Source organism: Luteimicrobium album (assembly GCF_030161555.1).
In the GTDB taxonomy this organism is placed as follows: domain Bacteria; phylum Actinomycetota; class Actinomycetes; order Actinomycetales; family Cellulomonadaceae; genus Luteimicrobium; species Luteimicrobium album.
In genome coordinates this window covers 2,940,691-2,953,811 of record NZ_BSUK01000001.1, presented here as the reverse complement: position 1 = coordinate 2,953,811, position 13,121 = coordinate 2,940,691, and the positions used below count along the sequence as shown (strand labels likewise).

The window sequence follows — 13,121 nt, the reverse complement described above, 5'->3', positions numbered from 1 at the left end:
GGTCAGTCGCGACCGACCTCGGCGCCCAGGGCGGACAGCTTCTCCTGGAAGTGCTCGTAGCCACGGTCGATGAGCGAGATCCCCCGCACCGTCGAGGTGCCCTTCGCCGCGAGCGCGGCGATGAGGTGGCTGAACCCGCCCCGCAGGTCGGGGACCTCGATCTCGGCGGCGGCGAGCGGCGTCGGGCCGGAGATCACGGCGGAGTGGTGGAAGTTGCGCTGGCCGAACCGGCAGGGCCGACCCCCGAGGCACTCCTTGTAGACCTGGATCGTGGCGCCCATCCCGCGCAGCGCGTCCGTGAACCCGAACCGGTTCTCGTAGACGGTCTCGTGGACGATCGACAGCCCCTTGGCCTGCGTGAGGGCGACGACGAGCGGCTGCTGCCAGTCCGTCATGAAGCCGGGGTGGACGTCGGTCTCGAGGACGATCGCGTTGAGGTCGCCGCCCGGGTGGTAGAAGCGGATGCCCTGGTCGTCGACCTCGAACTCGCCGCCGACCTTCCGGAACGTGTTGAGGAACGTCATCATCTCGGGCTGCGTCGCGCCCTTGACGTAGACGTCGCCCGCGGTGGCGAGCGCCGCGGACGCCCACGAGGCGGCCTCGATGCGGTCCGCGAGCGCGGTGTGCCGGAACCCCACGAGCCGGTCGACGCCCTCGACGCGGATCACCCGGTCGGTGTCCACGGAGATGACGGCGCCCATCTTCTGCAGGACGGCGATGAGGTCCATGATCTCGGGCTCGATCGCCGCGTTGGAGAGCTCCGTCACGCCGTCGGCACGGACGGCCGTGAGGAGGAGCTGCTCGGTCGCGCCGACGCTCGGGTACGGGAGCTCGACCTTGGTGCCGTGCAGGCCGCGCGGCGCGCGGATGTGGATGCCCTGCTCGCGCTTGTCCACGACGGCGCCGAACTGGCGCAGGATGTCGAGGTGGTAGTTGATCGGCCGGTCGCCGATGTGGCAGCCGCCGAGGTCGGGGATGAACGCCTCGCCGAGCCGGTGCAGCAGCGGGCCGCAGAACAGGATCGGGATGCGGCTCGAGCCCGCGTGCGCGTCGATGTCGGCGACGTGCGCGGACTCGACGTCGCGCGGGTCCAGCCGCAGCGTGCCCGCCACCGGGTCGGAGTCGACCCGGACGCCGTGCAGCTCGAGCAGGCCGGTGACGACGTTCACGTCGCGGATCTGCGGGACGTTGCGCAGCTCGCTCGGCGTCTCGCCGAGCACCGAGGCGACCATCGCCTTCGAGACGAAGTTCTTCGCACCCCGGACGGTGATGGTCCCCTGGAGCGGGTTGCCGCCGTTGACGTACAGCAGATCTGACATAGGCCTATCGTCACCCACAGCTCGTCGTTCGCGCGCACAGGGGCACCTGACGCGGTGTGGCGCCGGTCTTGCGTTCCCCTCGGCCGGGCCGCGCACCACCGTACGTCACCCGAGGGGCGCTCCCCTACCGGCACGCACGGCACGCACGACGTCGTCGCAGCACCTCCACACGAGGGGACGAACCACCCGAACCGCCCGTTCATTCCCATGTTCCCGCCCACGCCGAGGACCGCCCGCCCCGCGAGGTAGACCGGCGGCCGTACTACCTCGCGGGGTGTGGGTGGGCAGACCTAACGTCGGGGCCATGCGGATCGGGATCGTGGCGAGCAGCACGACGGCGGCGGAGTCGGTCGACCTCGCGGTCGAGGCGGAGCAGCACGGGTGGGACGGCGTCTTCACCTGGGACGGCCTGAGCATCGGCTCGCAGGAGATGGCGGACCCGTGGGCCGTGCTCGCGGCCTCCGCGGCGCGCACCTCGCGCATCACGCTCGGGGCCATGGTCTTCGCGTTCCCGCGGCGGCGGCCGTGGGAGCTCGTCGGGCAGACCGTGACCGTCGACCGCCTCTCCGGCGGGCGCCTCGTCCTCCCGGTCGGCGTCGGCGCGCTCGACGACGCGGGCTTCACCGCAGTCCCCGGCCAGCTCACCGGGCTCCGCGAGCGCGCGGAGCTCCTGGACGACGCGCTCGCCTTCCTCGAGCGTGCGTGGACGGGCGAGCCGTTCGAGTTCACGGGGACGCACACGAGCACGGGCGCGATGCAGTTCCTCCCCCGCCCGGTGACCCGGCCCGGGATCGGGCCCCGCGTGCCCGTGTGGCCCGTGGGCGTGTGGGACGCGGAGCGCCCGCCGACGAGGTCCCTGGACCGTGCTCTGCGGGCGGACGGGATCGTCCTGCAGCTCCGCGGCGAGCGCGCGTTCGAAGAGACCCGGCCCGACGACGTCGCCGCGCTGGTCGCGTGGCTCGACGCCCGCCGGGCCGAGCTCGGCCTGGAGCGCCCCGCCGAGGCGCCCTTCGACGTCGTCGTCCAGGGCGTCCTGCCCGACGACGACCCCGCGGCCGCGCAGGACCGTCTGGATGCGCTCGCCGAGGCGGGGGCGACGTGGTGGGTCGAAGCGCGCTGGGACCCGAAGAGCGCCACGCCTGCGTCACTGTTCGAGCGGGTACGGCAAGGGCCGCCCGGCGCGTGAGACCACGCGTCCGGACGGCCCCGCCCGGGCCGAGGCCCGGCGTCAGACGGTGGGTCGGGCCGCCTCGATCTCGACCGACGGCAGGTGCTTGGCCGGGAGGGTCCGGGGGCGCCACGACGCGCGCGTCGCCTCGAAGGCCGAGATCTCGTCCTGGTGCTGGAGCGTGAGGCCGATGTCGTCGAGGCCCTCGAGCAGGCGCCAGCGGGTGTAGTCGTCCACGTGGAACGGCACGGTGATGTCGTCCGCGTGGACGGTGCGCTCGACGAGGTCGACGGTCACCTCGGTGCCGGGCTTGGTCTCGAGGATCTTCCAGAGGAGCTCGATGTCCTCCTGGGCGACGACGCCCGCCACGAGGCCCTGCTTGCCCGAGTTCCCGCGGAAGATGTCCGCGAAGCGAGACGCGAGCACGACGCGGAACCCGTAGTCCTTGAGCGCCCAGACCGCGTGCTCGCGCGACGAGCCGGTGCCGAAGTCGGGGCCGGCGACGAGCACGGAGCCGGTCCGGTAGGCGTCCTGGTTGAGCACGAACGACGGGTCGTTCCGCCAGGCGGAGAACAGGGCGTCCTCGAAGCCGGTGCGGGTGATCCGCTTGAGGTACACGGCGGGGATGATCTGGTCGGTGTCGACGTTGCTGCGACGCAGCGGAACCCCGACGCCCGTGTGGACGGTGAACTTCTCCATGGGTCTCTTCCTTCCGGGAAGCGGGGTCAGGCCTGCGGGCCGACGGACAGGACGGGCAGCCCCAGGTCGACGACGGCGGGCGCGTCGCCGTCGAACCCGGGCGCGCCGACGCCGTCGAGCGGCGAGCCGTCGAACGTCGTGAGGTCGACGTCGCCCGGCAGGTCGAGGTCGGCGAGCGAGGACAGCGTGCCGCGGATCGCGGTCGCGGCGGCGACGAGCGGCGACACGAGGTGCGTGCGCCCGCCCTTGCCCTGGCGGCCCTCGAAGTTGCGGTTCGACGTCGACGCCGAGCGCTCCCCGGGGGCGAGCTGGTCGGGGTTCATGCCGAGGCACATCGAGCAGCCAGCGTTCCGCCACTCCGCACCGAAGTCCTTGAAGATGGCGTCGAGGCCCTCGGCCTCGGCCTGGAGGCGCACGCGCGCCGAGGCCGGGACCACGAGCACGCGGACGTCCTTCGCCTTCTCGCGGCCCTTGAGCACCTTGGCGACGGAGCGCAGGTCCTCGATGCGGCCGTTGGTGCACGAGCCGATGAAGACCGTGTCGACCTTGACGTCGCGCAGCGGGACGCCGGGCTCGAGGCCCATGTACTCGAGGGCACGCTCGGCCGCGACGCGCTCGTTGGCGTCGGCGATCTCGGCGGGCACGGGCACGTTGGCCGACAGCGGCAGACCCTGCCCGGGGTTGGTGCCCCAGGTCACGAAGGGCTCGAGGTCGGCGGCCCGGAGGACCACCTCGGCGTCGAACTCGGCGTCGTCGTCCGAGCGCAGCGTGCGCCAGTACTCGACAGCGGCGTCCCAGTCCTCGCCCTCGGGCGCGTGCGGACGACCCTTGAGGTAGTCGAACGTGGTGTCGTCGGGCGCGATCATGCCGGCGCGGGCGCCGGCCTCGATCGACATGTTGCAGATCGTCATCCGCGCCTCCATGGAGAGGTTGCGGATCGCTTCGCCGCGGTACTCGAGCACGTAGCCCTGCCCGCCGCCGGTGCCGATCTTCGCGATGATCGCGAGGATGATGTCCTTGCTCGTCGTGCCGGGCGGGAGCTCGCCGTCGACGGTGATCGCCATGGTCTTGAACGGCGCGAGCGGGAGCGTCTGGGTCGCGAGCACGTGCTCGACCTCGGACGTGCCGATGCCGAACGCGAGCGCGCCGAACGCGCCGTGCGTCGAGGTGTGCGAGTCGCCGCAGACCACGGTCAGGCCGGGCTGCGTGAGGCCGAGCTGCGGGCCCACCTGGTGGACGATGCCCTGGTCCGCGTCGCCGAGCGAGTGGATCCGGACGCCGAACTCGGCGGCGTTGGCCCGCAGCGTGTCGATCTGCTTGCGGCTCGTCTCGTCCGCGATGGGCAGGTCGATGTCGAGCGTGGGGGTGTTGTGGTCCTCGGTCGCGAGCGTGAGGTCCGGGCGGCGCACGGGGCGACCGGCGAGCCGGAGGCCCTCGAAGGCCTGGGGCTCGTCACCTCGTGCACGAGGTGGAGGTCGATGTAGAGGAGGTCCGGCGACCCGTCGGTGCCACGGCGCACCAGGTGCGCCTGCCAGACCTTCTCTGCCAGCGTGCCGGCCATGGGGGTGTCCTCTCGTTCCTTCTCGGTGCGCTCTGCCGTCGGCGCCGGGGGCGAGCCCGCGGACGACGGCGCGGCGATACTACGCGCCGAATCCTGGCGCATTTGCATCTCAGCGGCTGAGACGCCAGTATTCGGCCTATGGACAATACTAGCGGAGTCGGCGTGCTCGACAAGGCAGCGTCCGTCCTGAGCGCCCTCGAGGCCGGACCAGCGACGTTGGCCCAGCTCGTGGTGTCGACGGGGCTCGCCCGCCCGACCGCGCACCGGCTCGCGGTCGCCCTCGAGAACCTGCGCTTCGTCTCGCGCGACATGCAGGGCCGGTTCGTGCTCGGCCCGCGGCTCAACGAGCTCGCGACCGCGGCCGGCGAGGACCGGCTGCTCGCCGCGGCGAACCCCGTGCTGACCGCGCTCCGCGACCACACGGGCGAGAGCGCCCAGCTCTACCGACGCCAGGGCGACCTGCGCATCTGCGTCGCGACCGCCGAGCGGCCCGTCGGCCTGCGCGACTCGATCCCGGTCGGCGCCACGCTGACGATGGGGGCGGGCTCCGCAGCGCAGATCCTCCTCGCGTGGGAGGAGCCCGATCGGCTCCACCGCGGTCTGCGGGACGCGAAGTTCACCGCGACGATCCTGTCGGGCGTGCGACGCCGCGGCTGGGCGCAGTCCGTCGGCGAGCGCGAGCTCGGGGTCGCGTCGGTGTCCGCACCCGTCCGCAACCAGGCCGGCCGCGTGGTCGCCGCGGTGTCCATCTCAGGACCCGTCGAGCGCCTGTCGCGTCAGCCCGGGCGCCTCCACGCGCCCGCGGTCGTCGCGGCCGCGAACCGTCTCACCGAGGTCCTCGCCCGCGCCGGCGAGTGAGGTCGAGGCCGAACCTGCCCCGGCGGGACAGGTTCGGGGGAGCATCCCTGCGGGCATGCTGTCCGACGCCGGCCACGACGGCGGCTCGACGGGCACTCCCCGCTGGGGCGCGGCGGGCCTGGACGGAGCCTCCGACGACGGTCCTGAGGCCTCGCGGCGTCCGGCGCGCGGCCTGGGTGGCGCGTCCACGGGGGCCGCGGGAGCCGGCGCGGCGGGCGGCCGTGACGGGACTGCACGGGACCCCGTGCCGGACGCGGCCGTGGGAGCGAACGACGGGGGCGGTGGCGGGGGGACCACGGGAAGCTCGCCCGTCGGCGCGGCCGAGAAGCCCGCGGCGGGCGCGGATCGCGCCTCTGCCACCGGGGCCGCGACGGGACCGGTCCGTCCACCCGTGCCGGGGCGCGACCCGGTACCGCGCCCGGGGACGTCCCCGCCGAACAGCGTGTCGCAGATGCTGCGGTACGTGGCGTCGGGGTGCGCGACCCAGTCGATCCGTCGCATCGCCTGGTCCTGGCCCGCGGACTCGAGGACGAACCGGCCGTAGCCGAGCAACCGTCCGAGCGGTGTGCGCGTGTAGCTCATGTCGGTGACCTTGACGATGGGCATCATCGCGACCTTGCGCGAGATGAATCCCGACGTGAGCAGCAGACGCTTGTCGGTCGCCACGAACCACTCGAGGCGCCACTCGAAGACCCGGTACACGGCACGGCCGATCGGGATGAGCGCCAGCCACCACAGCAGGCCGGCGTCGACCTGGAAGCCGCGCTCGGCGACCGTGACGAGGACCGCGGCGACCACGAGCCCCAGCACGGCCGTGGCCGCCGGCTCGGCGACGGACGCCCAGTGGCGGTGGCTCGCGACGACGACGCGCTCCGCCGGCAGGACGATCTGCCGGAGCACCGCGGTGGCCCGGGGTCGTGCCGGGCGGCGCCCTCGGCGTCGCGCGGGGTCATGCGACCACGCTCCGGGTCACTTCCCGACGAGCGCCGAGAAGAAGTTGCCGATGCCCTCGAACGCCTGGACGATCACGTCGCCGATGCCCTTGATGACGTCGGCCGCCTTGTCGGGGCTCTTGACGATCGCGTAGACCAGGAACGCCACGACGAACCAGATCAGGACCGTCTTCGCCTTGCCGGGCATCGCAGCTCCTCGGGATCGCGCGGTCGTCGGATGGGTCGGGCAGGTAGGGACGCGTGCGGCAGTTTACCCATCGAGGCCGATTCCGGGGCTTTCGACACGCCCCGGGCGCGCCGCCCCACGCACCCCACGCCCCGTCGTCGGGAAAGGAAGAGGCCCGGTCATCCTGAGTCGGATGACCGGGCCTCGCTTGTACCCCCAACGGGATTTGAACCCGTGTTACCGCCGTGAGAGGGCGACGTCCTAGGCCGCTAGACGATGGGGGCCTGTGGCTGACGAGCGCTGCGCGTTCATCTGCCGGATGAGAACTCTACCGCATGTTTCCCGTGGTCATGACCGCGGGAGGCGGAGCGTTCTCCGCTGGGGTACCAGGACTCGAACCTAGACTAAGTGAACCAGAATCACTCGTGCTGCCAATTACACCATACCCCATGGGGGTAATCATCCGGCGCCGAGACCTCTCTCCGAGAGGCGGTCCGCGGGACTCCTACCGACCGAGAACACTACCGGACGGGACCGGGCAGCGCCAAAACGCCTGCGGCGCTGTGCTGGGATGAGCACGTGACCGACGACGAGCGCTCCCAACGCGCGGCCCGAGCCGCCTCCTTCGAGCAGGGCGCTGCGGGATACGCCCGCGCCCGGCCGGGCTATCCGGCCGCGGCCGTCGACTGGCTGCTCGACGGCGTCGGCGCCGCCCCGGCCCCGGCGCGCGTCCTCGACCTGGCCGCAGGGACCGGTCTGCTGACCGAACGGCTCGTGGCACGCGGTCTCGACGTCGTCGCCGTGGACGCCTCCCCGGCCATGCTGGCCGAGCTCACGGCACGTCTGCCGACCGTCGAGGCGCACGTCGGGACGGCGGAGTCCGTCCCGCTGGACGACGGGTCCGTCGACGCCGTCCTGGTCGCGACTGCGTGGCACTGGTTCGACGAGGCCGTCGCGGGTCGCGAGATCGCCCGCGTCCTCCGGCCGGGCGGCCGACTCGGCATCGTCCGCAACGACCGCGACACCTCGGTCGACTGGGTCGCCGCGTTCGGCGACCTGCTGCACCGCGGTGACAGCCTGCAGCGGCCCGAGGAGAGCTTCGACCCGCACCCGGGCGCTGCGTTCGGCCCGGTCGAACGGGCGGTCTTCCCGTGGACGGACACCATCGCCCCCTCGGGGCTCCGCGCCCTCGCCGGCACCCGCAGCCACCTGCTCACGGTGCCGGACGTCGAGCGCGAGGCGATCCTCGACGAGGTCGACCGGCTCGCGGCCACGCACCCCGACCTCGCCGGTCGCGAGGCCGTGGCGCTCCCCTACGTCGCGCGCTGCGTCCGTACCGACCGAGCCGCCTGACGACTCACCCGAGCAGGAGCGCCGCGCCGAGCGCGACCGCCGTCGCGACCGCGGCGCTCGCCGCGCCCAGCACCACGACGCGGCCGCCGGTGCGGACGAGCCCGCGCACGTCGACCGCGAGACCCATCGCGAACAGCGCGGCCGCGAACAGCACGTTCGAGGTCTGCGTCGCCACGTGGACGACGCCGTCGGGCACGACGCCGAGCGAACGCACCACGACGGCGGCCAGGAAGCCGACGACGAAGAGCGGCACCGGTGCGGCCCGGCGGCCTGTCGTCACGGCGCCGCTCCGTCCCGCCGCGACCGCCGCGCGTCGTCGCGACCGGGTGACGGCCACGCCCGCACAGGCCACGAGCGGGGCGAGCAGCACGACGCGCGCAAGCTTCGTCACGGTCGCGACGGCGAGCGCGGCCGGTGAGACGGCTCCGGCCGCCGCGACGACCTGCGCGACCTCCTGGACGCTCGCGCCGATCCAGAGCCCGGCACGGTGGTCGCCGAGCCCGAGGATCCCCGTGAGCCACGGCAGCACGACGATCGCCAGCGAGCCGAAGATCGTGACCAGGGCGAGGGCGGCGGCCGCGTCGTCGTCGTGGTCCTCGTCGGGGTCGACGGCACCCTTCATCGCGCTGACGGCCGCGGCACCGCAGATCGCGAAGCCCGTGCCCACGAGGAGGCTCGTGGCGCGAGGGAGGCGCAGCGCGCGGCCGAGGAGGACGGTCCCGCCGAGCGTCGCCGCGACGGTCACCGCGACGACCGTCAGCCCCCGCCAGCCGAGGGCGAGGACCTGCGGCAGCGAGAGCTGGAGACCGAGCAGCACGACGCCGGTCCGCAGGCCGTGCTTGGCCACCCAGGCGCCGCCCAGGTGGGTCCGGGCGAGGGTGCGAGCCCCGGCGGGACGCACCCGGAGGACCGTGCTCACGACGATCCCGAGGACGAGAGCCAGCACGGGCACGGAGAGCATGGGGACGAGCGCGTGCGCGCCGATCACGAGCGCCGCCGCCGCTGCGCACAGGGTCAGACCACGCCACGGCCCGACGACGTCCGAGGACACCGACGAGCCCGCCGGTACGGGCGCCGCCGCGACGGGCGGGGTGGTCGGGCGGGCGAGTCGGGGCGCGGTCGGGCCGTTCATGTCTCCACGCTCCCGGGGGCGACCCGTCGCCAGAACCCCGCACCTGGCGTCCGGGTCATAGCATCGGGCTATGACCGATCTCCCGGCCCCCTCGACGCTCGAGCTGCTCGTCGCCGCCGACTCGCACGGCTCGATCTCCGCCGCCGCGCGCACGCTGGGCATCACGCAGCCGTCGGCGTCGGCGGCGCTGCGGCGGCTCGAGCGCGGGCTCGGGCTCGAGCTCCTCGTCCGGACCCCTCGTGGCACGCGACTCACGGACGCGGGCCGCGTCGCTGCCGAGTGCGCCCGCGGGGTCCTCGACGCCTACGCGACGCTCGGCTCGACCCTCGCGGCGCTGCGGGAGGTCCCGGGCACTCGGGTGCGGGTCGCGGCGAGCCTCACGATCGCCGAGTACCTCGCGCCGCGCTGGCTCGCGACGCTGAGCCGCGAGCCACGCAGCCCGCGCGAGGGCGCCGCACCGGACGTCGAGCTCGTCGTGTGCAACTCGGCCGACGTGACGCGCCGCGTGCTCGACGACGACGTCGCCCTCGGGTTCGTCGAGTCGCCCGAGCTCGCGCGTGGCCTGCGGTGGGCGCTGGTCGCCGAGGACGAGCTCGTCGTCGTCGTCGCGAAGGACCATCGGTGGGCCACCCGCAGGGCGCTCGGGTTCGACGAGCTGCTCCGCGGTGGGCTCGTCGTCCGCGAGGAGGGCTCGGGCACCCGCGCGAGCCTCGAGCGCGCCTTGGCGCGCGTGCGACGCACCCTCCCCGCGCACCTCCCCCAGCTCGGCAGCACGCAGGCGGTGCGGACCGCCGTCCTGCACGCAGGCGCGGTCGCGGTCCTGTCACGACTCGCCGTCGAGGACGACCTGGCGCGCGGCGCGCTCGTGGCGCTCCCCGTCCCGGACCTCGACCTGGCGCGGCCGCTGCGCGCCGTCTGGAAGGACGGCGAGGCCCTGTCAGCGGGCGCCCGACGGCTCGTGGCCGTCGCGCAGGGTCAGAGCGCGGCGGTCTGACCGACCGCCTCGGCGACGGCCGCGAGGAGGGCACGACCGCGACGCCGGCCTCGGCGGCGACCGCCGGGTCCTCGAGGTGGCCGTCGCCCCGCCGCGCGCCGGGCCGGTCGAGCCAGACGCCGTGGAGGCCGGCACGCACGGCTCCGAGCGCGTCGACGTCGAGCTCGTCGCCGACGTACACCGTGCGCGCCGGGTCCGTGCCGAGCAGGCGAGCACCCTCCTGGAACACGCGCGGGTCAGGCTTCCCGACGCCGAGGGTCTCGACCGTGACGAGCACGGGCACGTCGGCCAGCCCGGTCGCGGCGAGCTTGCGGTCCTGGATCACCCGCGCGGCATTCGTCACCGCACCGACCCGCAGGCCCGCCGCACGGAGCGCGTCCACCGTGGCGCGGGAGTCGTCGTACGCGCGCCACGAGCGCTCGAACGTGCCCCAGAAGACCTCGACCCACGCGGGGTAGGCGGCCTCGTCGACGGGCGGGCCGCCGAACGTCCGGTGCAGCTCGTCGGCGCGCAGGCGCCGCTGCTGGTCGAACGTGAGCTCGCCGCGCGTGTAGGCGCGGTAGTAGCCGTGCGGGTCCCCGCGCCACAGCGCGACCATCTCCGGTACCCGCTCCGCGGGCACGTGCGGCAGGTAGACGCGCCAGACGGCCTCGACGGACTTCACGAACGCGTCACGGGTGTCGACGAGGGTGTCGTCGACGTCGAGCAGGACGCCCTCGACGCCGTCGGGCAGGATCGCCGCGCTCACGGCTGAGCGGGCGCGACGGGCGCGGAGGCGAGGCGGGCGATCGCCGCGTCGACCCGGGCGAGCGTGCGCTCGCGCCCGAGCACGGCGAGCGACTCGAAGAGCGGCAGGCCGATCGTGCGGCCCGTGACGGCGACGCGTACCGGTGCCTGGGCCTTGCCGAGCTTGAGCCCGTGCGCCTCGCCGACCGTCGTCACGGTCTCCTTGAGCGGCTCGGCCTCCCACGGCTCGAGCGCCGCGAACGCCTCCCGGACCTCGGCGAGCAGCTCCGCGGCCGGGGGCTTCATCGCCTTGGCCCAGGACGCCTCGTCGTCGACGGGCGCGTCGAGGAAAAGGAAGTCCACGTTCTTCGTGATCTCCGAGAGCAGCGCGACACGTGTCTGGGCGAGCGGCGCGACGGCGTCGAACGTGGCCTGGTCGAACGCCTCGGGTGCCCATGGCGCGGCCGGAGCCACGAGCCAAGGGGCGCACGCCGCGGCGAACTCGCCGACCGGCAGCGCGCGGATGTACTCGCCGTTGAAGGCCGTGAGCTTCTTGATGTCGAAGAACGCCGGCGCCGAGTTGACCTCGTCGAGGCGGAACCGCGAGACCAGCTCGTCGAACGGCAGGATCTCCTCGTCGTTGCCCGGCGCCCAGCCGAGCAGCATGAGGTAGTTGACCATCGCCTCGGGCAGGATCCCCTCGGCGAAGAAGTCCTCGAGGGCCACCTTGTCGCGCCGCTTCGACAGCTTCTGGCGCTTCTCGTTGACGAGGACGGGCAGGTGCGCCCACACGGGCGGCTCCGCGCCGAGCGCCTCCCACAGGAGCTGCTGCTTGGGCGTGTTCGGCAGGTGCTCCTCGCCGCGGATCACGTGCGTGATGCGCTCGTCGAGGTCGTCGACCACGTTTGCGAGCAGGAAGACGGGCGAGCCGTCGCCGCGCGCGATCACGAAGTCCTCGATCGCGGAGTTCGGGAAGGTCGGGTTGCCGCGGATCACGTCGACGACGGCGGTCTCGCCCTCGTCGGGGGTCCGGAACCGCAGGGCGCGGCCCGGCTCGTACGCGAGCCCGCGGTCGCGGCAGAAGCCGTCGTAGCCGGCGTGCTGCGAGCCCGTGCGCGCGATCACGTCGTCGCGGGTGCAGTCACAGTAGTACGCGCGACCGGCGGCGAACAGGCGGGCCGCGGCCTCCTCGTGCAGGCCCCGGTTCGCGGACTGGAAGTACGGGCCCTCGAACGTCGGGTCGCCCTCGTGCACGCCCAGCGACGCCATCGCGCTGAGGATCCCGTCGGTCCACTCCGGGCGGTTGCGCGCGGCGTCGGTGTCCTCGACGCGCAGCACGAAGATCCCGCCGGACTGCTTGGCGACGGCCCAGTTGAAGAGGGTCGATCGTGCGGAGCCGACGTGGAACATGCCCGTCGGGGACGGGGCGAAACGGACACGGATCGGCGACGAGCCGGGGGCGGGGAAGGTCACCGCACCAGGGTATCGGGCGCACCGCCCGTGGAGCGGCGCGCGGCGAGCGCCGCTCGCGAGGTCCGCAGGTGCGCGGCGACGGTCCGGGCTGCCCCTCGACGTCGCCAGTTCGGATCGCGTCGAGCAGGATGCGGTGCTCGCCGGCCATCTGCGCGAGGTCCTCGTGCTGGCCGAGGAGCCAGCGCGCGCGGCTCGCGGTCACAGCCGTCACCTCGTCGAGGACCGTGCTGCCCGCGGCGGCGAGCAGGGCCTCGTGGAAGTCGGCCGCGGCGCGGCGTGCGGCCGTCGCGTCGCCGCGACCCGCAGCCTCGTCCTCCCGGGCGAGGGCGTCGGCGAGCGCCCCGAGGTGCTCGGCATCCCGACGCTCGGCGGCCCGGCGGACGGCGAGCCCCTCGAGGGCGGCGCGGACGTCGAGCAGCTCCTCGACGTCGTCGTCGGTGAAGGTCCGCACGACCGCCCACGTGCGCGGACGAGGCGTGACGAGCCCCTCGGCGACGAGGAGGCGCAACGCCTCGCGCACGGGCACGCGGCTCACGCCGAGCTCGGCGGCGAGGTCGCGCTCGACGAGCCTGCTGCCGGACGGTCGGTCGCCGTCGACGATCTGGTCCCGCAGCACGCGCGCGACGCGCTGCGCCTCGGGCTCGAAGGCGGCCGTGGCCTCGGGACCTCCCATGGTTCCTCCCTCTCGAACCTCGTTGTCGAAATGGTATACCGTTTCT

General features: G+C 73.8%; 10 protein-coding genes, 2 tRNA genes and 3 pseudogenes. 4 read left to right on the top strand and 11 right to left on the bottom strand.

Annotated elements, in window-relative coordinates:
- Positions 1-2: 2 nt before the first annotated feature.
- Positions 3-1,319, bottom strand: coding sequence for a UDP-N-acetylglucosamine 1-carboxyvinyltransferase (gene murA, locus QQK45_RS15045; RefSeq protein ID WP_284293989.1), 1,317 nt, complete (start codon positions 1,317-1,319; stop codon positions 3-5).
- Positions 1,320-1,599: 280 nt separating this feature from the next.
- Here murA and QQK45_RS15040 point away from each other — a divergent pair, with 280 nt between their 5' ends.
- Positions 1,600-2,505, top strand: a complete 906-nt coding sequence (locus QQK45_RS15040) for an LLM class flavin-dependent oxidoreductase (RefSeq protein ID WP_348525250.1) — start codon at positions 1,600-1,602, stop codon at positions 2,503-2,505.
- A 42-nt stretch (positions 2,506-2,547) separates the two neighbouring features.
- Here QQK45_RS15040 and leuD read toward each other — a convergent pair whose 3' ends face one another.
- Together leuD and leuC are read right to left on the bottom strand one after the other, a co-directional pair.
- On the bottom strand, positions 2,548-3,186 hold the full coding sequence (gene leuD / locus QQK45_RS15035; RefSeq protein ID WP_284293988.1) for a 3-isopropylmalate dehydratase small subunit: 639 nt from the start codon (positions 3,184-3,186) through the stop codon (positions 2,548-2,550).
- 26 nt (positions 3,187-3,212) lie between these two features.
- Positions 3,213-4,747, bottom strand: a pseudogene (gene leuC / locus QQK45_RS15030) (3-isopropylmalate dehydratase large subunit).
- Between the two features lie 138 nt (positions 4,748-4,885).
- Here leuC and QQK45_RS15025 point away from each other — a divergent pair.
- Positions 4,886-5,605, top strand: a complete 720-nt coding sequence (locus QQK45_RS15025; RefSeq protein ID WP_284293987.1) for an IclR family transcriptional regulator — start codon at positions 4,886-4,888, stop codon at positions 5,603-5,605.
- Here QQK45_RS15025 and QQK45_RS15020 read toward each other — a convergent pair.
- From QQK45_RS15020 to QQK45_RS15005, 4 genes are all read right to left on the bottom strand, one after another.
- Positions 5,498-6,505 (bottom strand): PH domain-containing protein, encoded by a 1,008-nt coding sequence (locus tag QQK45_RS15020; protein ID WP_284293986.1) that lies wholly within the window; start codon positions 6,503-6,505, stop codon positions 5,498-5,500. The genes QQK45_RS15025 and QQK45_RS15020 overlap by 108 nt on opposite strands.
- A gap of 69 nt (positions 6,506-6,574) precedes the next feature.
- On the bottom strand, positions 6,575-6,745 hold the full coding sequence (locus QQK45_RS15015) for a hypothetical protein (RefSeq protein WP_194174195.1): 171 nt from the start codon (positions 6,743-6,745) through the stop codon (positions 6,575-6,577).
- 190 nt (positions 6,746-6,935) lie between these two features.
- Positions 6,936-7,008, bottom strand: a tRNA-Glu gene (locus QQK45_RS15010).
- Positions 7,009-7,102: 94 nt separating this feature from the next.
- A tRNA-Gln gene (locus tag QQK45_RS15005) sits at positions 7,103-7,174 on the bottom strand.
- 129 nt (positions 7,175-7,303) lie between these two features.
- On the opposite strand from QQK45_RS15005, the gene QQK45_RS15000 reads away from it, so the two are divergent.
- Complete coding sequence (locus QQK45_RS15000) at positions 7,304-8,077, top strand: class I SAM-dependent methyltransferase (RefSeq protein WP_284293985.1); 774 nt, start codon at positions 7,304-7,306, stop codon at positions 8,075-8,077.
- A gap of 4 nt (positions 8,078-8,081) precedes the next feature.
- Here the strand turns inward: QQK45_RS15000 and QQK45_RS14995 are convergent, their stop codons facing one another.
- Positions 8,082-9,209 (bottom strand): YeiH family protein, encoded by a 1,128-nt coding sequence (locus QQK45_RS14995; protein ID WP_284293984.1) that lies wholly within the window; start codon positions 9,207-9,209, stop codon positions 8,082-8,084.
- A 70-nt stretch (positions 9,210-9,279) separates the two neighbouring features.
- Between QQK45_RS14995 and QQK45_RS14990 the strand changes: the two genes are divergently transcribed.
- Positions 9,280-10,203 carry a LysR family transcriptional regulator gene (locus QQK45_RS14990; protein WP_284293983.1) on the top strand — a complete coding sequence of 308 codons (924 nt, stop codon included), beginning with the start codon at positions 9,280-9,282 and terminating at the stop codon, positions 10,201-10,203.
- Positions 10,204-10,366: 163 nt separating this feature from the next.
- Here the strand turns inward: QQK45_RS14990 and QQK45_RS14985 are convergent.
- The 3 genes and pseudogenes from QQK45_RS14985 to QQK45_RS14975 all read right to left on the bottom strand — a co-directional run.
- Positions 10,367-10,867: pseudogene (locus tag QQK45_RS14985) on the bottom strand (HAD family hydrolase); the annotation flags it as partial.
- 80 nt (positions 10,868-10,947) lie between these two features.
- The gene (gltX, locus tag QQK45_RS14980) at positions 10,948-12,402 is read right to left on the bottom strand and encodes a glutamate--tRNA ligase (RefSeq protein WP_284293982.1); all 1,455 of its coding nucleotides are present in this window, start codon (positions 12,400-12,402) and stop codon (positions 10,948-10,950) included.
- Between the two features lie 151 nt (positions 12,403-12,553).
- A pseudogene (locus QQK45_RS14975) lies at positions 12,554-13,075 on the bottom strand (GntR family transcriptional regulator); the annotation flags it as partial.
- Positions 13,076-13,121: the final 46 nt, after the last annotated feature.

Bases quoted from the DNA above. Each gene is read 5' to 3' on its own strand.
- QQK45_RS14995 (WP_284293984.1), bottom strand. From the start codon at position 9,209: ATGAACGGCCCGACCGCGCCCCGACTCGCCCGCCCGACCACCCCGCCC.
- QQK45_RS15015 (WP_194174195.1), bottom strand. From the start codon at position 6,745: ATGCCCGGCAAGGCGAAGACGGTCCTGATCTGGTTCGTCGTGGCGTTC.
- leuD (WP_284293988.1), bottom strand. From the start codon at position 3,186: ATGGAGAAGTTCACCGTCCACACGGGCGTCGGGGTTCCGCTGCGTCGC.
- QQK45_RS15025 (WP_284293987.1), top strand. From the start codon at position 4,886: ATGGACAATACTAGCGGAGTCGGCGTGCTCGACAAGGCAGCGTCCGTC.
- murA (WP_284293989.1), bottom strand. From the start codon at position 1,319: ATGTCAGATCTGCTGTACGTCAACGGCGGCAACCCGCTCCAGGGGACC.
- QQK45_RS14990 (WP_284293983.1), top strand. From the start codon at position 9,280: ATGACCGATCTCCCGGCCCCCTCGACGCTCGAGCTGCTCGTCGCCGCC.